Here is a 24,375-nt window from a genome sequence, read left to right as displayed (position 1 = left end):
TTCAAGGTCGGGGGTCAATGAAAAGAGAATTGTTTCTGCATGTTGGGCACGGAAAAACTGGCAGCAGCTATATTCAGTCCATATTGTCCACTCATCGCGACAAGCTGAAACAAGATCTCTCTATTCTGTATCCGGTATTAGATAGCGACCGGTCGTCTGAAGGAAAAATATCCTCCGGCAATGGCTCGATTTTTTTAAAAAATCCTGGAGACGTGTCGCATGTAACGCGTGGAGACTATACATCGTCTACGCTGTACAGCTCCGAATTTTTATTTGCTTTGGAAAAGAATTGGCTGAATCGTAAAAATATCACGGCATTGTCGGAGCATTACGAAGGCATCAATGTGCTTTTGTTTGTCCGTAACCCGGATGAGATGCTTTCATCTTCGTATCAACAGGCTGTTAAACGCAGTGGCTATGCTGGTGCGATGGATGAATATATCGAGCATTTTAATTTTTTCAGGAGTGTCGAAGTCTTTATAAAGAAGATACTTCAACATCCTGAGATTACTCTGTCCGTATATAATTATTCCAATTGTAAGAAAGAGGTGTCGCGCGTCTTAGCACGGTGGCTCAATTCAGATGAAGTGTATTCGGTTCCCTACCCTGTAGTTAACAGATCTCTCACGTACGCAGAGCTTGTTTTCCAGCAGGAAGTAAATAAAGTTTTTGGCAAATCTGGGGATTTGTTTTCGGACATCGTTTGTGAGCAATTGCCCGATTTGAAAGCGGATGCAATTAAGCCATCACAACAGTGTTGGGCAGATTTTGTAAACCGCACGCAAAAAACTGTCGATGAGATCAATAGTCTTATCCCAAATAGCCAAGCGCTCCGACTGGAGTACGAGTTACCAATAGGATGCGAACCTCAGCTTTCACTCAATGTCGATCAGTTAAGGATTATTGCGCAATCTATGCTGCCAAAATTGATGAGAATTTAATTAAGTCTCTTCCCGATAATTTCGGATCATATTTAATCTTTGTTTCAATATGCTCGGGCTTTTTACTGGGGCGGCTTTTAAATCCCGAAGTTCTAAAGTCTCATAGAGCGATTTGTCGAAATCTGGTAAATCAAAAATCTTGGAAAGTTCATTATACACTGCCTCATGATCTTTATAAAATGTCAGTGATGCAGGAGACATATTCCCATTACGGTCGGGAAGTTGGATGATATTGTTTGGCTTTGCCAATACCTGATAGACTGAACATCTCGGAGTTAAAGCTGTCTGAAAAACGTGAGGATTAGGACGTCGAGGAAGTATCCGGACATTCGATTTAACTTCATGTAGTAACTCAGTTAGATGGATTGAACTTCCTTCTTCAAAAATAATTTCTTCAGCTTGAAGAAGATAAGCAAATTGTAGACGGAGACTTAGGTCTTCTGGCACGCAAGATAAAAATCCCGCATGTTTTAGTGATTTTTCGAAATATGAGGAGCCGATGACGCCCCCATCGCGCAGCGCGTGTCCGCGGCCATAAAAAATTCTGGTGGGCGTCTTTTCACGAAAGAGCGCGGTCCTCTTAGTTATGGCCTCTTGATAGCGCTTTAAGTAGGGTCGATACGCTGGAGATAAGCCTATTTTATAAATGCTCCCAAGCTCTGGGATATCCAGTATTTCAAATTCAGTAGCCTCATCGACGAAGATTATGGGTATTGCGGGGAGCCCCATAAGGTCTAGCAGAGGAGGGACAAAAGAAGGGATTTGGGGGACGCTGCGAGCCCGCAAGTTTTGGACATTGGCGAACACGATGGCTTCATATCGGTCTGGTTTTTCCAACAGCGCCCATAGGCGGTGTATGCAATCGACCAAAACGTGACCAAAGTGGTTCCATAGCGGGCCGGCGAAAAGATAGCGCCCTTCATAGCGACGGTTGGGTCGGGGCGAATCTGTTAGTGGAATGTCCCTGGGGCTGGGGATTCCAGGCATTCGCGCATTTTCAAGTACGTCCTCAGAGGCAAATCCGCCAATAAATTTGCCCTTTTCAAAGTGATATGGATGAACACTGCTGTTCTTGGCTGTTTGGATCGACAATGGACGCGGTGATGCCTGCATTTTTTTGACATATAATCTGCTTGCGAGCGCAGCAACGGATAATCTCTCACATTTCCGCGTTCTGCTTGCGAAGGAGACGTTGAATGTTGCGCATGTTTGCAATTGGCCTCGCCGCTGGTTCATGTCAGACTTTGGCTCTAGCCCAGCAACCATCCGCTGAGAGGCTGCTGAATTTCGATGATGGCGCAAAAGTCGAGGGGCGGAAACTTCCGAAGGTGATTACTCCTGGAGGGTCTATTGATGCTACTATCGATCCCGGGACGAGACTGGACGGCGCTCCGCAAATATCCTCATCGAGGTGCTATTCGCCCCCAAAGTGTCTTCGGCTTTCGATGGCGCCTTCAGCTCCAAACTCGAAGAAAAACAAAATCCTATTCAATATTTGGTCGCATCACAAAAAGGTGCCTGGAGGGCAGAATGGCATTATCCGGATTAACGACGGTCGCGTAACCAATGTGAGTTTCGCCATGAAGTTAGGTGCAGGTTATTCCACGCCAATTCATAACTTGCTGCATTTTCAAGTGTCTCAGACCCTCCCAGATAAATCTCGATCGGCAAAGATGGACTATGTCCCAGCCGGACCGATTATATCTCTCAACATGGTTCCAAAGAGCAGAAGAGCCGACAAAAGTTCTCAGTATCAGGAATTTGTATTATCCGTAAGATATCCCGGCGCCAACAAATTTAGATATTATGATCGTCGAGATAAGACTGTCCTATATCGAGGAAAAATGAAAATAGGAGAGTGGTATAGGTTTGATCTGTCGTTTGCGTTGAAGGGTGGAAACGATCAGCCACAGGGAAATATCAGGTTTCGGGTTAATGGAGACCAAAAGGTCAACTACAATGGTCCTATCGGCTTCTCTCCAAAAAAATATGGCTCTTCGGACACGGTTGGAATTGATCTTGGGATTTATCGAACCCCAGATAAGAGTGGCCGACAGTCAGTTTACTTTGACGATGTTAAAGTAGTCCGACCCCGATAATTAAAATTTCCGGTAGTGATAGCTAAACGATACGCGGCTCGACCGCTGACAGCCGACTACAGCATATAACAAAAGCCCGCCGGCGCATTGCTGCATCGGCGGGCTCTTTTTGCGCCTGTGACGGCGCGGGGGGCTTGGGAGCCGCACTCTAGATAGGGTGCGGCTCCGTCCTTTTCAAAGGGGCTTAGCCCTCGTCGCTCTGCTGCAGATAATCGCCCGCGTCCGCGTCGGTGCCGTGGGTTTCCCCTTCGACCATCGCCAAAGGATCGTTTCCGATCGCCGCTTCGGGACCCTGCGCCAGTTCGGCGGCATGTTCCTCGGCAGCGGTCTTGGGCGCGATCAGATGCGCTTCGTTCGACGCCCGCAGCGCGGCCCGCAGCGCCGCGTCACGCGACGAGGCGGCAACCCGCATGCGGTTCATGCCAGCGCCCGTACCCGCCGGGATCAGGCGGCCGACGATGACGTTTTCCTTGAGGCCCACGAGCGTGTCCTTCTTCCCCTGAACCGCCGCTTCGGTGAGGACGCGAGTGGTTTCCTGGAAGGACGCGGCCGAGATGAAGGACCGGGTCTGCAGCGACGCCTTGGTGATGCCCAGCAGCACCGGCTTGCCTTCGGCCGGCTGCATGCCAGCGCCCAGCTTGGCGTTCACTTCGTCCATTTCCTCGCGATCGACCTGCTCGCCCACCAGCAAGGTGGTGTCGCCCGACACGGTGATCTCGACCTTTTGCAGCATCTGACGAACGATCGTCTCGATATGCTTGTCGTTGATCTTCACGCCCTGCAAGCGATAGACTTCCTGGATTTCCGCGACCAGATATTCGGCCAGCGGCTCGATGCCGAGCACTTCCAGAATGTCGTGCGGGTCGGGCGAACCACCGATCAGGTTGTCGCCGCGCTTCACATAGTCGCCTTCCTGAACGTCGATCACCTTGCTCTTGGGGATCAGATATTCGACCGGCTCGCCGCCATCCTCGGGATTGATGGCGATCTTGCGCTTCGCCTTGTAATCCTTGAGGAACTGGACGCGGCCCGACACCTTGGCGATGATGGCGTTGTCCTTGGGCTTGCGCGCTTCGAACAGCTCCGCCACGCGCGGCAGACCGCCCGTGATGTCGCGGGTCTTGGCCGCTTCGCGGCTGACACGCGCCAGCACGTCACCGGCCTGCACCTGCGCCCCATCGTCGACCGACAGGGTCGCGCCGATCGCCAGCATGTAGCGAGCAGCTTCGCCGGACTGATCGTCGAGCAGGGTCAGGCGCGGACGCAGATCCTCCTTCGACCGGGCCGAACCGCGATGTTCGGTGACGACGCGCTGGGCGATGCCGGTCGCTTCGTCGGTCTGTTCGGTCAGCGTCTTGCCGTCGATCAGGTCCTGATACTTCACGATGCCCGGCTTTTCGGTGATGACCGGCATGGTGAACGGATCCCATTCGGCGATCCGGTCGCCCTTGGCCACCGCGGCGCCATTTTCGAACAGGATCGTCGCGCCATAGGGCAGGCGATGGGTCGCGCGCTCGCGGCCCTCGCTGTCGATGATCGCGATCTCGCCGTTGCGGGCGAGGCTCAGGCGACGGCCATTCTTGTCGGTGATGGTGGGCATGTCGCGCAGCTCGATCGTGCCGTCCGCCACGCTTTCCAGGTTCGACGTTTCGTTGAAGTTCGCCGCGCCGCCGATGTGGAAGGTCCGCATGGTAAGCTGCGTGCCCGGTTCACCGATGGACTGCGCCGCGATGACGCCGACCGCTTCACCGATATTGACCGGCGTACCACGGGCCAGGTCACGGCCGTAGCATTTGGCGCACACGCCCATCTTGCTTTCGCAGATAAGGGGCGAGCGGATCTTCACCGCCTGCGTGCCGATCGCCTCGATCTGCGCGATCATGGCTTCGTCCAGCAGCGTGCCGATGGGGATCACCACGCTATTGTCCTTGGTGTCGACGATATCCTCGGCCGTGGTGCGGCCCAGGATGCGCTCACCCAGCGATGCGATGACGCTGCCGCCCTGGACGATCGCCTTCATCTCCAGCGCTTTTTCGGTGCCGCAATCTTCCTCGACGACGGTGCAGTCCTGGCTGACGTCGACCAGACGGCGGGTCAGATAGCCCGAATTCGCCGTCTTGAGCGCGGTGTCGGCCAGGCCCTTGCGGGCGCCGTGGGTGGAGTTGAAATATTCAAGGACGGTCAGGCCCTCCTTGAAGTTGGAGATGATCGGCGTTTCGATGATCTCGCCCGACGGCTTGGCCATCAGGCCGCGCATGCCCGCCAGCTGCTTCATCTGCGCCTGGCTACCACGCGCACCCGAATGCGCCATCATGTAGATCGAGTTGATCGGCGCCATACGGCCCGTCTTGGGGTCCTTGGGCTGGGCCTTGATCTCGTCCATCATGGCGTTGGCGACCTGATCGCCGCAACGCGACCAGGCGTCGATCACCTTGTTGTACTTTTCCTGCTGGGTGATCAGGCCGTCCTGATATTGCTGTTCATAATCGGCCACCAGCGCCTTGGTCTCGTCGACCATCGTCACCTTGCTGTCGGGGATGACCATGTCGTCCTTGCCGAAGCTGATGCCGGCCTGGAACGCGTGGCGGAAGCCCAGCGCCATGATGGCGTCGGCGAACAGCACCGTGTCCTTCTGGCCGGTGTGGCGATAGACCTGGTCGATGACGTCCCCGATTTCCTTCTTGGTGAGAAGGCGGTTGACGACGTCGAAGGGCACGCGATGCGACTTGGGCAGGCATTCGCCCAGCAGCATGCGACCGGGGGTGGTCTCATACCGCTTCATATATTGATTGCCATCCTCGTCCGTCTGCGGAACGCGGCTGACGATCTTGGAATGCAGCGTCACCGCCTTGGCATAGAGCGCCTGGTGGACTTCCTGCATGTCAGCGAGCAGCATGCCTTCGCCCGGCTCGCCTTCGCGCTCCATCGACAGATAATAGATGCCCAGCACCATGTCCTGCGACGGCACGATGATCGGCTTGCCGTTGGCGGGCGAAAGGATGTTGTTGGTCGACATCATCAGCACGCGCGCTTCCAGCTGGGCCTCCAGGCTCAGCGGAACGTGGACGGCCATCTGGTCGCCGTCGAAGTCGGCGTTGAAGGCCGAGCAGACGAGCGGATGCAGCTGAATCGCCTTGCCCTCGATCAGGACCGGCTCGAACGCCTGGATGCCGAGGCGGTGGAGCGTCGGCGCGCGGTTCAGCATGACTGGGTGCTCACGGATCACTTCGTCGAGGATGTCCCAGACTTCCTTGCGCTCCTTCTCGACCCATTTCTTCGCCTGCTTCAGGGTCATCGACAGACCCTTGGCGTCGAGGCGGGCGTAGATGAAGGGCTTGAACAGTTCGAGCGCCATCTTCTTCGGGAGGCCGCACTGGTGCAGCTTGAGTTCAGGACCGGTCACGATCACCGAACGACCCGAATAGTCGACGCGCTTGCCGAGCAGGTTCTGGCGGAAGCGGCCCTGCTTGCCCTTCAGCATGTCGGAGAGTGACTTCAGCGGACGCTTGTTCGCGCCGGTGATGACGCGGCCGCGGCGGCCATTGTCGAACAGGGCGTCGACAGCTTCCTGCAACATGCGCTTTTCGTTGCGCACGATGATGTCGGGCGCGCGCAGTTCCATCAGGCGCTTCAACCGATTGTTGCGGTTGATGACGCGGCGATAGAGGTCGTTAAGGTCCGATGTCGCGAAGCGGCCGCCGTCCAGCGGAACCAGCGGGCGCAGTTCCGGCGGGATGACCGGCACGACGTCCAGGATCATCCATTCGGGACGGTTGCCCGATTCCAGGAAGCTTTCGACGACCTTCAAACGCTTGATGATCTTCTTGGGCTTCAGCTCCGACTTGGTCGTCGCCAGTTCCTCAAGCAGGATTTGCTTCTCGCCTTCCAGGTCGAGGTCCATCAGCATCTGCTTGACGGCCTCGGCGCCGATGCCGGCGGAGAAGGCGTCCTCGCCATATTCGTCCTGCGCGTCGAGCAGTTCGTCCTCGGTCAGCAGCTGGAACTTTTCCAGCGGGGTGAGGCCCGGCTCGGTGACGATATAGCTTTCGAAATAGAGCACGCGCTCCAGCTGCTTCAACTGCATGTCGAGCAGCAGGCCGATGCGGCTGGGGAGCGACTTCAGGAACCAGATGTGAGCGACGGGGGCGGCCAGTTCGATATGGCCCATCCGCTCGCGGCGGACCTTCGACACCGTGACTTCGACACCGCATTTTTCGCAGACGATGCCCTTATACTTCATGCGCTTATATTTGCCGCACAGGCACTCATAATCCTTGATCGGACCGAAGATGCGGGCGCAGAACAGGCCGTCACGCTCGGGCTTGAACGTGCGATAGTTGATCGTTTCCGGCTTCTTGATCTCGCCGAAGGACCAGGACCGGATGCGCTCGGGCGAGGCAAGGCCGATCTGGATCTGGTCGAAGGTTTCCGGCTTGGCGACCGGGTTGGCGAAGTTGGTCAGTTCGTTCATTTTTTAGCTCCTAAGCCAAAGGCTTGAGGTTCAAATCTTCGTCCGTTCGCCCTGAGTAGGGATTGAGCTTGTCGAAGTCCCGTATCGAAGGGTCCTTCGATACGCCATTTGACCTTGCGGTCGTCTTCGGCTCGACTTCGCTCAATGGCTGCTCAGGACGAACGGTAATTGCATCGGGCCCGGCTTACTCCGCCGCCTGCGCCATGCCGTCGTCGTCCTCGACCTCGTCCATCGCGGCGAGTTCGACGTTGAGGCCCAGGCTGCGCATTTCCTTGACGAGCACGTTGAAGCTTTCGGGAATGCCGGCCTCGAACGTGTCGTCGCCCTTGACGATCGCCTCATAGACCTTGGTGCGGCCGACCACGTCGTCGGACTTCACCGTCAGCATTTCCTGGAGCGTGTAGGCGGCGCCATAAGCCTGGAGCGCCCACACTTCCATTTCTCCGAAACGCTGGCCGCCGAACTGCGCCTTACCGCCCAGTGGCTGCTGGGTGACGAGGCTGTAGGGGCCGATCGATCGCGCGTGGATCTTGTCGTCGACCAGGTGGTGCAGCTTCAGCATATAGATGATGCCCACCGTCACCTTGCGGTCGAACTTGTCGCCCGTGCGGCCGTCATACAGGTCCGACTGACCCGATGCATCCAGCCCGGCGATCTCCAACATCCGCGACACGTCGGCTTCCCGCGCGCCGTCGAACACCGGCGTCGCCATCGGCACGCCGCGGCCCAGATGTTCGGCCAGGTCGATGATCTGCCCGGCGTCGCGCCGCTCGATCTGGTCGACATACTGCTCGCCATAGGCGTCGAGCAGCCGCTGCTTGACCGCGTCCGGCATTGCGCCCGCTTCCGCGTTCGGATTGGCCTCGCGCCAGTCTTCCAGCGCATGCTTGATCTGCTGGCCCAGGCCGCGCGCGGCCCAGCCCAGATGCGTCTCGAAGATCTGACCGACATTCATGCGGCTCGGCACGCCCAGCGGATTGAGCACGATGTCGACATGCGTGCCATCCTCCAGGAACGGCATGTCCTCGATCGGCAGGATGCGGCTGATGACGCCCTTGTTGCCGTGACGGCCGGCCATCTTGTCGCCCGGCTGCAGCTTGCGCTTCACCGCGACGAACACCTTGACCATCTTGAGCACCCCCGGGGGCAGCTCGTCGCCGCGCTGCAGCTTGTCGACGCGATCCTCGAACTTCTCGACGATCAGCTTCACCGCTTCGTCATACTGCGCCTTGACGGCTTCGATGCCGGCCTGGCGCTGATCGTCCTCGACCGCGAACTTCCACCATTCGTGGCGCTCGACCTCGTTCAGCAGCGCCTCGTCGATGACCACGCCCTTCTTGACGCCCTTGGGCGCGGCAGAAGCGGTCTGGCCCAGCAGCATTTCCTGCAACCGGTTGAAGGTCGCGCGGTTGAGGATGCCGCGTTCGTCCTCGCGGTCCTTGGCCAGGCGGTCAATTTCCTCCCGCTCGATCGCCATGGCGCGTTCGTCCTTGTCGATGCCGTGGCGGTTGAAGACGCGCACTTCAACGACCGTGCCGGCGACGCCGGGCGGCAGGCGCAGCGACGTGTCGCGCACGTCGCTCGCCTTTTCACCGAAGATCGCGCGAAGCAGCTTTTCTTCCGGCGTCATCGGGCTTTCGCCCTTGGGCGTGATCTTGCCGACCAGGATGTCGCCCGGCTCCACTTCAGCGCCGATATAGACGATGCCCGCCTCGTCGAGGTTGCGCAGCGCTTCCTCGCCGACGTTCGGAATGTCGCGGGTGATGTCTTCCGGCCCCAGCTTGGTGTCGCGGGCCATGACCTCGAACTCCTCGATATGGATCGAGGTGAAGACGTCATCCTTCACGATCCGCTCGGAGATCAGGATGGAGTCCTCATAATTGTAGCCATTCCAGGGCATGAACGCGACCAGCGTGTTGCGGCCCAGCGCCAGCTCGCCAAACTCGGTCGACGGACCATCGGCGATGACGTCGCCTGCATCGATCAGGTCGCCGACATTCACCAGCGGACGCTGGTTGATGCAGGTGTCCTGGTTGGAACGCTGGAACTTCTGGAGCGTGTAGATGTCGACGCCCGACTGGCCGGGTTCGACATCGCCCGTGGCGCGGATGACGATACGGGTCGCATCGACCTGATCGACGATGCCCGCGCGCTTGGCGGTGATCGCCGCGCCCGAATCCCGCGCAACCGTGCCTTCCATGCCGGTGCCCACGAAGGGCGCTTCGGCCCGGACCAGCGGCACCGCCTGGCGCTGCATGTTCGATCCCATCAGCGCGCGGTTGGCGTCGTCATTTTCCAGGAAGGGAATGAGCGAGGCCGCGACCGACACCAGCTGCTTGGGGCTGACGTCCATCAGGGTGATGTGATCGCGCGGCGCCATCAGAAATTCGCCCGCTTCACGCGCCGAAATCAGGTCTTCGGCAAAGCCGCCATCCTCGGTCAGTTCCGCGTTCGCCTGGGCGATCGTGTGCTTGGCCTCTTCCATGGCGGACAGGTAGACGACCTCGCCCGACACCTTGCCATCGACGACCTTGCGATAGGGGGTTTCGATGAAGCCATATTTGTTGACGCGGCTGAACGTCGCCAGGCTGTTGATCAGACCGATGTTCGGGCCTTCGGGCGTTTCGATCGGGCAGATGCGGCCATAATGGGTCGGATGAACGTCGCGGACCTCGAAGCCCGCGCGCTCGCGCGTCAGACCGCCCGGCCCAAGCGCCGACACGCGACGCTTGTGGGTGACTTCGGACAGCGGGTTGGTCTGGTCCATGAACTGCGACAGCTGCGATGAGCCGAAGAACTCACGCACGGCGGCCACGGCGGGCTTGGCGTTGATGAGGTCGTTGGGCATGACGGTCGACACATCGACGCTCGACATGCGCTCCTTGACCGCGCGCTCCATGCGCAGCAGCCCGACGCGATACTGGTTTTCCAGCAGCTCGCCGACCGAACGGACACGGCGGTTGCCCAGATTGTCGATATCGTCAATCTCGCCCTTGCCGTCCTTGAGGTTCACCAGTTCCTTGACCACGGCCAGGATATCCTCGGTCCGCAGCGTGGTGACGGTGTCCTCGGCGTCGAGATCCAGGCGCATGTTCATCTTGACGCGGCCGACCGCCGACAGGTCGTAGCGTTCCGGGTCGAAGAACAGGCCGGCGAACAGCGCCTCGGCGGTTTCCTTCGTCGGCGGCTCGCCAGGGCGCATCACGCGATAAATGTCGGACAGCGCCTGATCGCGATCCTCGGCCTTGTCGGCCTTCAGCGTATTGCGGATCCAGGGGCCGGTCGACACATGGTCAATATCCAGCAGCTCCAGGCGGTCAATGCCCGCCTTGTCCAGCTTTTCCAGGTTCTCGGGGCTGACCTCGTCACCCGCCTCGATATAGATTTCACCGGTGCTCTCGTTGATGAGGTCATAGGCGCTGTAGCGGCCATAGACTTCCTCGGTCGGAATGAGCAGCGTTTCCAGCCCATCCTTCTCCGCCTTGTTGGCGGCGCGCGGGCTGATCTTCTGGCCTGCGGCGAACACGACTTCGCCCGACTTGGCGTCGACGATGTCGAACGCCGGCTTCATGCCGCGCCAGGCTTCGGCGACATAGGGAATCTGCCAGCCGCCTTCGCCGCGCAGGAACACGACCTTGTTGTAGAATTGCGCCAGGATTTCCTCGGCATTGAGGCCCAGCGCATACAGCAGCGCGGTCACCGGCAGCTTGCGCTTGCGGTCGATGCGGACGTTGACGATGTCCTTGGCGTCGAATTCGAAGTCCAGCCACGACCCGCGATAGGGAATGACGCGCGCGGCGAACAGATATTTGCCCGACGAATGGGTCTTGCCGCGGTCATGGTCGAACAGGACGCCTGGCGAACGGTGCATCTGGCTGACGATCACGCGCTCGGTGCCGTTGACGATGAAGGTGCCGTTGCCCGTCATCAGCGGCATGTCGCCCATATACACGTCCTGCTCCTTGATATCGAGCACGGAGCGGGTTTCGGTGTCCTGGTCGACTTCGAACACGATCAGGCGCAGCGTGACGCGCATCGGGGCGGCGTAGGTGATGCCGCGCTGACGGCATTCCTCGACGTCATATTTCGGGTCTTCCAGCTCGTAATGGACGAAGTCCATTTCCGCCGTGCCGGCAAAATCGCGGATCGGGAAGACGCTGCGCAGCGTCTTTTCCAGGCCCGAAACATAGCCGATCTTGGGGTCGGACCGCAGGAACTGTTCGTAGCTCTCCCTCTGAACCTCGATCAGGTTCGGCATCTGCACCACTTCGTGGATGTCGCCGAACACCTTGCGGATGCGCTTTTTCGCGCCGGTGTTGCTGATGGGGGGAAGAGCCTTGGTCGCCATGCGTATCCTGCCTTGAGTAATTCGTCGCATATTTTCGCATCGCAGCGAAAATTCAGCCGATCCGTGAGCGGGAAAAGGGCGATTCGCCCCGTTCAGCCCACGCAAAAAAGTGCGGGCCGGGACTGTCCGATCCGCACTGCAGCGTCTGAGTAACCCGGGGGAATCGCCCTATTCCTGCCATTGACCGTGCGCAACGCGGCCAAGGCTCCCGAGCGATCCGGGCGCGGCGTACAAAGGCCATGGGCCATCATTCGCCGACTTGCGAACCGCCCATATAGTCCGGGGCAGGGGACTTGTGAAGAGGGGGAACGCGCAAAGTCTCAGTCGGTTTCATGGGCGTAGTCAGGCAAACAGGCCGCGCTCGGCAATGATCGCCGCCACCAGCCGGTCCAGTTCGGCGCGGCTGTTGAACAGGGCAGGCGTCACCCGCAGCACCGGTCCGCTCGCCAGCCCCGCCTTCGCCACCACCAGCAGGCGATATTTGTCGAGGAACAGTCCGGCCGCCTTCTTCGCGTCGTCCGGCCCGCTCATCCCCGGCAGCCGAAATGCGCTCACTGCGCCATAGCGCCCCGGCTCGTCGGGCAGCAGCATCTCCAGCCCCGGAACGTCGCGCACGCGCTCCACCCAATAATCGCGCAGGCGCAGCAGATGGCGATGCTTGGCCTCCAGCCCGATCGCATCCTGCATCGCGATGGCCGCAGGCACGGTCAGACGCGCGGCGAAATCGACCGTCCCGGTCGGGATGCGCGCGCGAATGTCATCGGCATCATGGATGCGATTGCCCAGCCATGGCTTTATGTCCTGCAACCGATCCTTCGCGATATAGATGCCGCCCGTACCCAAGGGCGCGGCCAGCCATTTGTGCAGCGAAAAGCCGATAAAGTCCGCGCCCGTGTCAGCGGCCGTGAAGGGCAGGTGCCCCACCGCCTGCGCGCTGTCCAGAATGACGTCGACGCCGCGCGCCTTGGCCATGGCGACGACCGCCTTGACCGGCGGCACCAGCCCGTTGCGGTTCGACAAATGGGTCAGCAGCAGCAGTTTTGCGCGCGGCGTATCCTTCAATATCTTGTCATAAGCCGCCAGGATATTCGCCTCGCTATGCGGCTCGGGCAGGTCGAACCGCACCAGCCGTGCGCCCCGGCTTTGCGCCAGATAGTCGCAGGCGAACTGCATTTCGTCATAATCGACATCGGCGTAGATCACCGCGTCGCCGGGCTGCAACGGCGCATAATTGGCGATGAGGGCGTAGAGCGCCTCCGTGCCGCCGGCCGACAGGGCGATCTCGTCCATCCCCGCGCCCAGCATCCGCGCCACCGCCGTGCGCGACGCATCCAGTTCGGCGTCGCGCGGATGCCCCGGCGATCCGCCGCGCAGGAACAATGCATGATTGCGGTTCACCCAGTGTGACCGCGCGCGATAGGCCGCCTCCACCGGCCGGGTCATCGCACCATAATAAGCTGCATCGAATGTCGCAAAATCCCGCCGCACATCATAAAGCGCCGCCAGCGCACTCTGCGCGGCGTCGAAATTGTCCATGTCGCCGGTAAAGCGAAAGGGCGGATCGACCGGCCAGTCGTCCGCCGCGCCGGCATTTTGCGCGCTGGCCGCTGCGCCCATGGCCAGCCCGACCGCGCCGGCCGATCCCCCCAGAAAATGCCGTCGCGTAACCATGAAGCCCCCATATTGTCGTGATGCTATACCGTAACGAGAACAATCGCGGTATCCGCTACGGCAATCGCAGCTTATTCCTGTCGCGACTGGGATGGGGGCGACGGCGCGGCCAAGGGCGCGATCGTGACCGTTTCGAACCGCTCCTTCTTGCGCACCCCGGCCAGCCCGGCATCGGCGGGCGGGGCAGGGGCCGGTGAGGAAGGGGGCGTCACCCGCCGCCGCATACACTGGTCCTTGGGCCGGGGCGTCTGCTCGCAATTCCACAGCGCGCGCTGCAATCCGCTGCCCGCGTCATGGATATAGGCAAAGCTCATCGCGTCGAGCTGTGGATCGGTCAGCGGCAGCTTCGCCGGTGTCGCGCCCGCCCTCCATGCCATGATCCGGCATTCCAGCCGCCCGGCGCAGAATGTGCGGGCGAGCGCGGGCCAGCTGTCTGGCGATCCGCCGCCCGGCAATTCGACCAGGAAACTCTTGCCGTCCGGCCCCAGCACCGCCAGCTTGACGCCCGCGACCGACTTGCCCAGCATATCCGCGCCAATCGCCTTGCGCGGCTGCGTCACCAGCGCCTCCAGGCCGCCCGCCGTGCCGATCGGCGCGTCCTGCCCCATTGTCGGCACCTCGCCGCCCTCATGTGCGGGCGACAGCCGGGCGATCTTGCCGATCAGCGGTTCACCGCCCTCGCGCCCGAAGCGAAAGGCGGGCGGCGTCCCCCACCATCCGCGCCAGCGAAAGAAGAGATGCGTGCCCACGGCCGCAATCTTGTCCAGGCTGCCGCTCCAATAGGGCACGACCCAGTCGGTATGATAATGGGTGGCATAGCCCACCGGCTTGAAGACCTTGCCCGCCAGCGCGGCCCTGGCGATCGCGCGCGCCCGGTCCCAGGCCGCCGCGCCCGGCGTGCGCCCCAGCGCGCCGTCGCAGGTGAAGGTGAACTGGCAACCGGTGCGCCGCTCCTGCCCCTGAAACACCACGCCGCATACCGTCTTGGGGAAGGCAGGATGGCGCACGCGGTTGAGCACCACCTGCGCCACCGCCTGCTCGCCGGTGGCATCGTCGCCCGCTTCGTAGATTTGCGCCGCTGCCAGGCAATCGACCGCCCGCGCCAGATCTTCGGGCGATCCGGCAAAGACGAACGGCCGCGCCGCCGGATTGGTCAGTTTGGAGAAGGGCACCGCCGCGTTGAACCGGCGTGCCTCGTCCCGTTCCAGCGCATAGACCTCCACCGGCTCGACCGGCGGCGGCGGGCTGGGCGGCTGCTCGATGCGCGCCACGCGTGCGCGCGCCGGGCCAGGCCCGTGCGCCACGTCCCGACCGCGCGTCTCCCACCCGGCCACCGCCATGGGCAGGCCGATCAGGATCAGCGCCCAGAAAATCCAGGCGAGCGGGGAGGGGGCGTCGGCGCGCGCGGCCATGCGGATCGGCTTATTCCGGCAGGAAGTCCGGCACGGACAGATATCGCTCGCCCGTATCATAGTTGAAGCCCAGCACGCGGCTGCCCGGCGCCATGTCTTTCAGCTTTTGCGCGATCCCCGCCAGCGTCGCGCCGGACGATATGCCCACCAGCATCCCTTCCTCGCGCGCGGCGCGGCGGGCATAGTCCTTAGCATCGGCCGGATCGACCTGCACCACGCCATCCAGCAGTTGCGTGTGGAGGTTTGCAGGAATGAAGCCCGCGCCGATGCCCTGGATCGGGTGCGGGCCGGGCTGGCCGCCGCTGATGACCGGCGAAAGCGTCGGTTCGACGGCAAAGACCTTCATCGAAGGCCATTGTTTTTTCAGCACCTCGGCCACGCCGGTGATATGGCCGCCCGTGCCCACGCCCGTCACCAGTGCGTCGATCGGCGCATCGGCGAAATCGGCCAGGATCTCCTGCGCGGTGGTGCGCACATGCACGTCGATATTGGCGGGGTTCTCGAACTGCTGCGGCATCCAGCTGCCCGGCGTCTGCCCGACCAGCTCCAGCGCGCGCTCGATCGCGCCCTTCATCCCCTTTTCGCGCGGGGTAAGGTCAAAGCTCGCGCCATAGGCCAGCATCAGCCGCCGCCGCTCGATCGACATGCTTTCAGGCATGACAAGCACCAGCTTATAGCCCTTGACCGCCGCCACCATGGCAAGGCCAACGCCGGTATTGCCCGATGTCGGCTCGATGATCGTACCGCCCGGTTTCAGCTCGCCCGATGCTTCGGCCGCTTCGATCATGGCGAGCGCGATCCGGTCCTTGATCGACCCGCCGGGGTTTGATCGTTCCGACTTGATCCACACTTGCGCGTCGCCGAACAGGCGCTGCATCCGGATGTGCGGCGTGTTGCCGACGGTTTCGAGTATCGTGGCTGCTTTCATGATGCCTTCTCCTGGCTGATTTCCGCGCGCCCGATGTCGGGTGGATCGAAGCTACGTGCAAGGCGCAATTCTGGAAAGAGTCGCGACCATAGAAGCGTGATGATGATCGCGCCGACGCCGCCACCGATCACCGCCGCCACCGGCCCCACCAGCGCGGCCAGGAAACCCGATTCCGCCTCGCCCAGTTCGTTGGACGCGGAAATGGTGAGCTGCGACAGGCTTGATACGCGCCCGCGCATCGCGTCGGGCGTATGAAGCTGCACCAGCGACTGGCGCACGAACACCGACACCATGTCCGCGCCGCCCAGCACGACCAGCGCGCCCAGCCCCACGGGCATCGCGATGTCGCGCGACAGGAAGGCGGTTGTGCCGAATATGATGGTGGCGATGCCGAACAGGATTACCGCGCCCAGCATCTTCAACCCCACCTCGCTCTTCATCGGGCGGAACGAAAACCATAAAGCGGTCAGACCCGCACCGATGCCCGGCGCCGCCGCCAGATGGCCCAGGCCCGTCGATCCCACATGCAATATGTCGCGGGCATAGACCGGCAGCAGCGCCGTCGCGCCGGCCAGCAGCACCGCGAACAGGTCCAGCGTGATCGTCGCCAGCACCAGCCGGTTGCCCTTCACATAGGCAAAGCCGTCGATCATCTGTCGGATCGGGTGCCGGCCCGTCTGACGCGGCGGCTGCGGCACCGGGCCGATCAGCAGCATCGCGCCCAGCGCGACGGTGAAGAGGCCCGCCGCCAGGGCATAGGCGCCCCAGGGCGTCGCCGCATAGGCATAGCCGCCCAATGCCGGCCCGGCGATCATCCCCGCCTGCCAGGCGACCGAGGAAATGGCGATCGCATTGGGCAGCACGGCCAGCGGCACCAGATTGGGCGCCAGCGCACCATAGGCCGGGCCATTGAACGCACGCGCCGTGCCCACGATCACCGCCATGCCGAATATCAGCGGCAGGCTGACCCAGCCCTCATAGGTCGCAAAGGCCAGCAGTCCCGATGCGGTCGCCAGCACCGTCAGCGTAATCCGCGTGATGATCCGGCGGTCGAAATGATCCGCCACCCATCCCGTGACCGGCGTCAGGAAAAACAGCGGCAGGAACTGCGCCAGCCCGATCAACCCCAGTTGCGCCGACGCGCCGGCGGTCGTCATCGTCTCGCGCGCGATATTATAGGCCTGCCACCCCAGCACGATCATCATGCCATATTGCGCCAGCACCGCCGCCAGCCGACCGATCAGATAGGCGCGGAAATTGGGGAAGCGCAGCGGATGGCGCGGCAGGGCATGAGGCTCGGTCATGCCCGCGCCTTAGCGGGGGCACAGGAACCGGGCAACGGGCGCGAACGGCATCCGCCTTGTGGCCGCTGCGCGGTATGTTCCGCGCTCTTTACATAACAGCGCGGTGACGAAGTCGGTTTTCAGCCGGGTCTGTCAGCGCCTTCAGGGGTAAAAACGATGAGGAGCATGGCCCTTTCTCCGTCGAACTCGGCGACGAGGGCGATGACGAGCGCAACATCGGTCTGAACTACGAACAAGAATGCCTTGGATGCGCCCCTGGCGCCCCTCGGAGTGCCGCAACCGAACAGGGCGCGCATGAGAATGCCAAGATTGAACCCGGCGACGTGGATCAAATAACGCTTGTGAACATTCTCGCGCCCGCGCAGCCACGCGCGGCGCATGCCGCCGCGATCCAGGACGTGGGCAAAGCTACGCTCGACCATCTCACCACGCTTGCGCATCGCCTTGCGTCCGACGGCGGATTTCAGGCGAGACCGATTGGCGTAGACGGCCTTCTGGGCAGCCTCGTCGCCGTGCCAGCGCAGATATCCATTCGGCGGTGCCGGCTCGGCGATGCGCGTCTTCCAGATGTCGCCGTCGAGACCCTTGAGGAGCTCGCGCGAATGATAGCCTTTATCGGTCACAAGATCGCAGGGATCCCCGGACGTCGGCGCCAGGCCAATGTCGGCGAGGTTGCGTGCTGCCGTCTCCAGCGTGGCGTCGAGCGTTGTCGTGTCGCCCTTGTCGGCCGGGTGGATCGGCGCTGCCACGATAACACCCGTGTCGAGATCGACCGCGTGTTCGGGCTTGTAGGCCAGACGCGTCGAGCCGTTCTTCATCCGCGCGACCTTCGCGTCGGGATCGGTCTTGCTCGCCCAGTCCGCATTCGACAGCTTCTTGCCCTTGCGTTTGCGATCGAGCCGGACAAGGTCGTCGATCGTCGGCGTGTCGATGCCGCTCTCTTGCGCCATGCGCACCAGCATCTCGCGGTAGGTCTCGCCATTGTCACGCCGCACGATGGTACGCAGCGCGGCGTTCGCCTCCATGGTCGAGCCATCGACGCCGATCCGCTCGCCTTTCACCAGATCGTGCCCGGCGACGAGGGCCAGTACCCAGCCGAAGATCTGGTCATGTACCTCGTGCGGCAGGCGGCTCCGCGTCTTCGACAACCAGCTATGATCAGGGACCTTGTCGCGGCTCGACAGTCGCAGGAACTCCCGCAGCGACAGCGAATCCGAACAGCGCCAGACAATCCCGCGTTCGCTGTCGATGCCCTCGAAATAGCCGATCAGCAGCATGCGGAAATAGCGGCCCGGCGGCAGCGACGGGGCTCCCATCCGCGGCGCATAATAGGGCTTGCACGTCTTCTCGACAAAGCCATCGAAGCCCGCCTCGGCCAGCAGCTTCTGGAGCTTGTCGTAGAAAACATGCCCCGGTGAACGCGGTATCTCCGCCCACGTCACGATCAAATCGGACTGGACCTCGCTATCACGCCCCATCGCCATCGCCGCTAACCCGCCAGACAATCCCACTGCCGCACTGAATCAGCCACCGCCGACTTCGTCAACGGCCTGATAAGGCCGGCCATGAGCGGCCCGTCATACCTTACCGAGTGCGAGAGGTTGAACGCCGCCATCCTTGCTGACAAAAGCTATTGCAAATCACTCGCATTCCTTTTAGCGGACGGCCGCGAACAGAAATGGGGGACCATCTCATCATGATACGGACAATCGCCTGGGCGTCGACCGCCGCACTGTGCGCGCTGTGCGCGCCGGGTTTCGCGCAGACGCCAGACGCGGCGCCTGACGAGGACACCATCGTCGTGACCGGCACCTACACGCTGCCGAACAAGATCGACACCGCGACCGGCCTTGGGCTCACCACGCTTGAGACGCCGCAGTCGGTCAGCATCATGACCGCGCAGCGCATCCTCGACCAGAATCTCATCACGGTGAAGGATGTCATCACAAATGCGGTGGGCGTCGCCGCCAATGAATTTGATGATGTGCGCAACACCTTCTTCGCACGCGGCTTCGAAATCCGTAACACGCAGGTCGACGGCGTCCCGGCGGCCTGGACGCTGGCGGGCGGCAATGGCGAAACCAGCATCGACGTCTCCATTTACGAACGGGTGGAAATCGTCCGGGGCGCGACCGGCCTGCTGTCGGGCGCAGGCGACCCCTCGGCCTCGGTCAACCTGGTTCGCAAACATGCCGACGCGACCGAACTCACAGGCTATGCCAGCGCCAGCATCGGCAGCTGGAATACCTGGCGCCTCTCCGCCGATGTTGCCGGTCCGCTGACCGCCGATGGCCGCGTGCGCGCGCGCGTTGTCGGGCGCTACGAAGAAGGGGACAGCTATATCGACATTCAGCATCGCAAAAAGTGGGTGCTCTATGGCGTGGTGGACGCGGACCTGACGGACAGCACGCTGGTGCGCGCGGGCATCAGTCATCAGGATACCCGGCCGCGCGGCATCCTGTGGGGGTCTTTGCCCACCTTTTACAGCGACGGCACGCTGACGGACCTGCCGCGATCGCAGACCACCTCGGCGGACTGGACTTATTGGAACACCACCAACCAGAATATCTTTGCGACGGTGCGCCAGGAATTTGGCGATCGCTGGACCCTCAGCGTCAATTACAACCGCTTGAAAAACACCGCCGATACCCAGCTGCTCTATCTCTACGGCGCGGTCGACAAGGACACGGGCACGATGGATGGCACCAACCCCTACAAATCGTCAGGGCAGAGCATCCAGAACAGCTTTGACGCGCAATTGAAGGGGCTGGTGCCCTTGTTCGGGCGCGATCATGAAGTGGTGATCGGCGCGCTGCACAGCGTCCTCAAACGTCACACCGACAATTTCGAAGCGCCCTTGCCCTGGCTAACCGACCTGCCCGTCATCGGTGAGGAAGGGGTGCCCTATCCCGAGCCCGTCTGGGGCACGACGCCGGTGCGCAACGAACAGGAACGGATCAAGCAGACCGGCTATTATGGCGCCATGCGCCTCAACATCGCCGATCCGTTCAAGCTCATCCTGGGCGGCCGCATCGCCAGCTGGAAACAGACCGGCTATGCCTGGGGCACCACCAGCGACTATGGCGATGACAATATCTTCATCCCCTATGTCGGCGCGCTCTATGATGTAACGCCCAACCACCGCGTCTACGCCAGCTATACCAAGATTTTTCAGCCGCAAAATCTCTATGACCGGGAACGCCGGTTGCTCGATCCGCTGGACGGCAACGCCTATGAAATCGGCCTCAAGAGCAGCTTCTTCGGCGACGCGCTGCAAACCTCCATCGCGCTGTTCCGCATCGAACAGGATAATCTGGGTCAGGTGGACGGGCCGCAGGTCATCGTCGACGGGCTGTTGTTCCAGCCCTATCGCGCGGCTGCGGGCGTCGTCAGCAAGGGGTTCGAGCTGGAAGCCACTGGCCAGCCCATGCCCGGCTGGAACGTCAATGCCAGCTACAGCCAGTTCAAGGCCGAAGATGCGGACAATGTCCCCGCCAATACCGACCAGCCCCGCAAGCTGCTCAAGATTTTCACCACCTATGATCTGGGCGGGCCGCTCACCGGCCTCACCATCGGCGGCGGCGTCAATTATCGGAGCAAGGCCTATTCGGATGGCACAAACCCCGTCACCGGTGCCGCCTTCCGCTTCCAGCAGGACGGCTATACGCTGGTCGCGCTGATGGCGCGCTATGCGGTGACGCCGCAATTGCAGCTACAGGCCAATGTCGACAATCTGTTCGATGAAAAATTCTACAGCAATATGGGCTCGTTCAGCCAATATCGCTACGGCGCGCCGCGCAATTTCACCATTGGGGCGACCTATCGCTTTTGACCGCAGACGGGGCCGGTCCGTCTTCGGATGGCCGGCCCCTCAGCACGACGGAAAAGCCATAACCATCTGATTATCAATTAGCAACCTAACGACTTTTCAATGGCGTTACTTATGTCGCTTTCATTGTCGGCCTTACCGATTTTTCCGTCTTATTTGAACAGGCTGCCCAGGATTCCGCGCACCAGTTGACCAGCGATGCCACCCGACGATTTGCGCCGCGACGATCCGCCGAACACCGCGCGTCCCAGTTCGTTGGCAACCTGCCGCCCGACCGACGAGGCCGCCGACCGCGTCGCCGATTGCACCGCCCGATCCAGATTGCTGGGCCGCGCCGCCTCACGCGCCTGCCGCTTCAATTCGGCCTCGCGCTGCTTCGCTTCCAGCCTGGCCTGCGCCGCCGCCGCTTTTTCGGCCTCCGCTTCGGCCTTCTGCGCTGCGGCCGCCGCCGCTGCGGCGTCCGCCCGCGCGGCCAATATCTCCTCGGCCGACTCCCGGTCGACCGCCTCGTCATATTTGCCGGCGACCGGCGAGATGGACTGGATGATCGCGCGCTCCTTTGGCTCGATCGGCCCCAGCCGCGATCGGGGCGGGGCGATCAGCGTGCGCTGCACGACGCCCGGCGATCCGTCCTCCTGCAACAGCGAGACCAGCGCCTCCCCGACCTTGAGTTCCGTGATCGCGGTTGCGACATCCAGGTCCGGGTTGATGCGGAAGGTGTCGGCCGCCGCCCTGATCGCCTTCTGGTCGCGCGGCGTGAAGGCGCGCAGCGCGTGCTGGACCCGGTTGCCCAGCTGCCCCGCCACATCTTCGGGTATATCGATCGGGTTCTGCGTCACGAAATAGACGCCGACGCCCTTGGATCGGATCAGCCGCACAACCTGCTCGATCTTGTCGGTCAGCGCCTTGGGCGCATCCTCGAACAGCAGATGCGCTTCGTCGAAGAAGAAGACCAGCTTGGGCTTGTCCGGGTCCCCGACCTCGGGGAGCGTCTCGAACAGTTCGGACAACAGCCATAGCAGGAACGTGGCGTAGAGCTTGGGGCTTTGCATCAGCCTGTCGGCCGCCAGCACGTTGATATAGCCGCGCCCCTTCTCATCCACTTTCAGCATGTCGTGGATGTCGAGCGCGGGCTCGCCGAAGAAATGGTCGCCGCCCTGGGCGTCCAGCTGCAACACTTGCCGCTGGATCGCGCCGACGCTGGCCTTGCTCACATTGCCATAGCGCGCCGACAGGTCGCCGGCATGGTCGGCGCAATAGGCCAGCATCGCTTGCAGGTCGCCCAGGTCCAGCAGCAGCAGCCCTTCGTCATCGGCATAGCGAAAGGCGATCGACAGCACGCCTTCCTGCGTATCGTTGAGGCCCATGAGCCGCGCCAGAAGCAGCGGCCCCATCTCGCTGACGGTCGTGCGCACGGGATGGCCCTGCTGCCCGTACAGGTCCCAGAAGATCGCCGGATTGTCGGCATAGCTGTAATCGCTGACGCCGACTTCCCGCGCACGCGCCACCAGCTTGTCGGCATTCTTCGCGGTCGGGGATCCGGCCATCGCGACGCCGGACAGGTCGCCCTTCACATCGGCGAGGAATACGGGAACGCCGCGCGCGGAAAAACTCTCGGCCAGCGTCTGGAGCGTTACCGTCTTGCCAGTCCCGGTCGCGCCCGCGATCAGGCCATGCCGGTTGGCGCGGCGCAGGTTCAACGTCTGGGGAACGCCGCCGTCCTTTTCCGGTGAACCAAGGCCGATGAAAAGTCCGTCGCTCATCGCGATCCCCCAATAAAAAACCGCCACCCCCGCATAAGCGGGGATGACGGAATTAGCCGCATATCTGCCCCGCCCACAAGGGGCGAGGAGATGGGAGCCTTATTTGTCGCGCAGGCGCACCGGCAGGAAGATGGGTGGCTGGCCGCGACGCAGCACCTGAAGCAGGATGGCGTTGCGCCCCTGGCCCGCGACCGCCTTCACCTGCGCGTCGAGTTCCGCCTGGGTGGTGACCGGGCGGTTATTGGCGCTCATGATGACGTCGCCGCGGCGCAGGCCCTTGGCCCCCGCGTCGGTCGACCCGTCAACGCCTGTAATAACGATGCCGCGCGTGTCGGTCGGGATGCCAAGCTGGCGAATGATGCTGGGCGTCAGCGGGATGGCGGCGATGCCCAGCGACTGCTCGGCGGCCTTGCCGGGCGTCTGCTGCTGCTGATCGCTGAAATCCTCGTCATCCTGGCTCTGGGCAAAGCTGTTCAGTTCGTCCTCGGGCGGGCGTTCACCCACGACGGCGGTCACCGTCATGCGCTGGCCGTTGCGGATGAGGACGATCGGCACCTTGGCCCCGATCGGCTGGTTGGCGACGATGGACGAGAGATTCTGGTCGGGGTTCACTTCCTGGCCGTTGACGCTGACGATCACGTCGCCAGCCTTGATCCCGGCCTTGTCCGCGCCCTTGCCGGGTTCGACGCCCTGGATGAACTCGCCGCTATTCTTGGCCAGCCCCAGCGATTCGGCCAGGTCTTCGCCCAGCGGGCTGATCTGTACGCCCAGATAGCCGCGCTTGACCGTCTGCCCCTTCATCAGCGTCCTGACGATCGGTTCGGCCTGTTCGGACGGGATCGCAAAGCCGATGCCGACATTGCCGCCCGACGGGGAGAGGATCTGGCTGTTGATGCCGATCACATTGCCGCGCATGTCGAACATCGGGCCACCGCTATTGCCCTGGTTGATCGACGCGTCGGTCTGGATGAACTTGTCATAGGTGCCGCCGGTGCCGCGATGCAGGGCGGAGATGATGCCGGCGGTGACGGTGCCCGACAGCGCGAAGGGATTGCCGATCGCGACGACCCAGTCGCCCACGCGCGCCTTCGAACTGTCACCGAACTTGACGAAGGGCAGGGGCTTTTTCGGCTCGATCTTGAGCACGGCGATGTCGGTGGCCGCGTCACGCCCGACCAGCTTGGCAGTATATTCCTCACGATTGGTCATCGTGACCGTGATCTGCTCGACACTCGCGCCTTCCGTGCCGGCCGACACCACATGATTGTTGGTGACGATATAGCCGTCAGCCGAAATGATGAAGCCGGAACCGAGCGATTGCGCCTGCCGCGTCTGCGGCTGACCCTGGCCGAACAGCTGGCCGAACGGCGTGCCGGCAAAGGGGTTCTGCACCTGCACGCGCTGCTTGGTCGAAATATTGACGACGGCCGGTTGCAGCTTTTCGACCATGTCGGCGAGGCTTGCGGGAGCACCGGCGGGCGCTGCGGCCTGCAAGCCTTCATTCTGCGCGACCTGCGCGCCGACGTTGGAACTGGTGGTGACGGCAATGGCGGTGCCGCCGAGCAGCAGGGCGCCGGTGATGGCATAAGCGTAACGCACTCGTGAAGGT

General features: G+C 61.9%; 13 protein-coding genes. 3 read left to right on the top strand and 10 right to left on the bottom strand.

The window, feature by feature from the left end; translation table 11 throughout:
• Window positions 1-17: 17 nt before the first annotated feature.
• On the top strand, window positions 18-941 hold the full coding sequence (locus tag RLDS_RS56000; RefSeq protein ID WP_152528053.1) for a hypothetical protein: 924 nt from the start codon (window positions 18-20) through the stop codon (window positions 939-941).
• Here the strand turns inward: RLDS_RS56000 and RLDS_RS55355 are convergent, their stop codons facing one another.
• On the bottom strand, window positions 942-2,033 hold the full coding sequence (locus RLDS_RS55355) for a glycosyltransferase 61 family protein (protein WP_161626732.1): 1,092 nt from the start codon (window positions 2,031-2,033) through the stop codon (window positions 942-944).
• Between the two features lie 104 nt (window positions 2,034-2,137).
• On the opposite strand from RLDS_RS55355, the gene RLDS_RS56295 reads away from it, so the two are divergent.
• The gene (locus tag RLDS_RS56295) at window positions 2,138-3,040 is read left to right on the top strand and encodes a hypothetical protein (RefSeq protein WP_161626731.1); all 903 of its coding nucleotides are present in this window, start codon (window positions 2,138-2,140) and stop codon (window positions 3,038-3,040) included.
• Between the two features lie 184 nt (window positions 3,041-3,224).
• Here the strand turns inward: RLDS_RS56295 and rpoC are convergent, their stop codons facing one another.
• The 7 genes from rpoC to RLDS_RS41445 form a co-directional block, all read right to left on the bottom strand.
• The gene (gene rpoC / locus RLDS_RS41475) at window positions 3,225-7,511 is read right to left on the bottom strand and encodes a DNA-directed RNA polymerase subunit beta' (RefSeq protein WP_021226320.1); all 4,287 of its coding nucleotides are present in this window, start codon (window positions 7,509-7,511) and stop codon (window positions 3,225-3,227) included.
• Between the two features lie 184 nt (window positions 7,512-7,695).
• A complete protein-coding gene (gene rpoB, locus RLDS_RS41470; protein WP_021226319.1) occupies window positions 7,696-11,859 on the bottom strand; it encodes a DNA-directed RNA polymerase subunit beta in 4,164 nt (1,387 codons plus the stop codon).
• Window positions 11,860-12,201: 342 nt separating this feature from the next.
• Window positions 12,202-13,530 (bottom strand): aminotransferase class V-fold PLP-dependent enzyme, encoded by a 1,329-nt coding sequence (locus RLDS_RS41465; RefSeq protein ID WP_021226318.1) that lies wholly within the window; start codon window positions 13,528-13,530, stop codon window positions 12,202-12,204.
• Window positions 13,531-13,601: 71 nt separating this feature from the next.
• Window positions 13,602-14,942 (bottom strand): cell wall hydrolase, encoded by a 1,341-nt coding sequence (locus RLDS_RS41460; RefSeq protein WP_021226317.1) that lies wholly within the window; start codon window positions 14,940-14,942, stop codon window positions 13,602-13,604.
• A gap of 10 nt (window positions 14,943-14,952) precedes the next feature.
• Window positions 14,953-15,870, bottom strand: a complete 918-nt coding sequence (gene cysK, locus RLDS_RS41455; protein ID WP_021226316.1) for a cysteine synthase A — start codon at window positions 15,868-15,870, stop codon at window positions 14,953-14,955.
• Window positions 15,867-17,174, bottom strand: coding sequence for an MFS transporter (locus RLDS_RS41450; RefSeq protein WP_021226315.1), 1,308 nt, complete (start codon window positions 17,172-17,174; stop codon window positions 15,867-15,869). The genes cysK and RLDS_RS41450 overlap by 4 nt, the downstream gene beginning before the upstream one ends.
• Before the next feature lie 119 nt (window positions 17,175-17,293).
• A complete protein-coding gene (locus RLDS_RS41445; protein ID WP_013039168.1) occupies window positions 17,294-18,658 on the bottom strand; it encodes a transposase in 1,365 nt (454 codons plus the stop codon).
• Between the two features lie 212 nt (window positions 18,659-18,870).
• Between RLDS_RS41445 and RLDS_RS41440 the strand changes: the two genes are divergently transcribed.
• Window positions 18,871-21,006, top strand: a complete 2,136-nt coding sequence (locus tag RLDS_RS41440; protein ID WP_031298243.1) for a TonB-dependent siderophore receptor — start codon at window positions 18,871-18,873, stop codon at window positions 21,004-21,006.
• A gap of 149 nt (window positions 21,007-21,155) precedes the next feature.
• Here the strand turns inward: RLDS_RS41440 and RLDS_RS41435 are convergent, their stop codons facing one another.
• Both RLDS_RS41435 and RLDS_RS41430 read right to left on the bottom strand, forming a co-directional pair.
• Window positions 21,156-22,766 (bottom strand): helicase HerA-like domain-containing protein, encoded by a 1,611-nt coding sequence (locus RLDS_RS41435; protein WP_021226312.1) that lies wholly within the window; start codon window positions 22,764-22,766, stop codon window positions 21,156-21,158.
• A gap of 99 nt (window positions 22,767-22,865) precedes the next feature.
• Window positions 22,866-24,365 (bottom strand): Do family serine endopeptidase, encoded by a 1,500-nt coding sequence (locus RLDS_RS41430; RefSeq protein WP_021226311.1) that lies wholly within the window; start codon window positions 24,363-24,365, stop codon window positions 22,866-22,868.
• Window positions 24,366-24,375 lie beyond the last annotated feature (10 nt).

The sequence above is a fragment of the Sphingobium lactosutens DS20 genome, from assembly GCF_000445105.1.
GTDB lineage: Bacteria > Pseudomonadota > Alphaproteobacteria > Sphingomonadales > Sphingomonadaceae > Sphingobium > Sphingobium lactosutens.
The sequence above is the reverse complement of the archived record's forward strand: the minus strand, read 5'-3'. Positions and strand labels throughout refer to the sequence as shown.

Excerpts from the sequence above, each read along its gene's own strand:
- RLDS_RS56000 (WP_152528053.1), top strand. The coding sequence starts at position 18 with ATGAAAAGAGAATTGTTTCTGCATGTTGGGCACGGAAAAACTGGCAGC.
- RLDS_RS56295 (WP_161626731.1), top strand. The coding sequence starts at position 2,138 with ATGTTGCGCATGTTTGCAATTGGCCTCGCCGCTGGTTCATGTCAGACT.
- rpoC (WP_021226320.1), bottom strand. The coding sequence starts at position 7,511 with ATGAACGAACTGACCAACTTCGCCAACCCGGTCGCCAAGCCGGAAACC.
- rpoB (WP_021226319.1), bottom strand. The coding sequence starts at position 11,859 with ATGGCGACCAAGGCTCTTCCCCCCATCAGCAACACCGGCGCGAAAAAG.
- RLDS_RS41465 (WP_021226318.1), bottom strand. The coding sequence starts at position 13,530 with ATGGTTACGCGACGGCATTTTCTGGGGGGATCGGCCGGCGCGGTCGGG.
- RLDS_RS41460 (WP_021226317.1), bottom strand. The coding sequence starts at position 14,942 with ATGGCCGCGCGCGCCGACGCCCCCTCCCCGCTCGCCTGGATTTTCTGG.
- cysK (WP_021226316.1), bottom strand. The coding sequence starts at position 15,870 with ATGAAAGCAGCCACGATACTCGAAACCGTCGGCAACACGCCGCACATC.
- RLDS_RS41450 (WP_021226315.1), bottom strand. The coding sequence starts at position 17,174 with ATGACCGAGCCTCATGCCCTGCCGCGCCATCCGCTGCGCTTCCCCAAT.
- RLDS_RS41445 (WP_013039168.1), bottom strand. The coding sequence starts at position 18,658 with ATGGCGATGGGGCGTGATAGCGAGGTCCAGTCCGATTTGATCGTGACG.
- RLDS_RS41440 (WP_031298243.1), top strand. The coding sequence starts at position 18,871 with ATGATACGGACAATCGCCTGGGCGTCGACCGCCGCACTGTGCGCGCTG.
- RLDS_RS41435 (WP_021226312.1), bottom strand. The coding sequence starts at position 22,766 with ATGAGCGACGGACTTTTCATCGGCCTTGGTTCACCGGAAAAGGACGGC.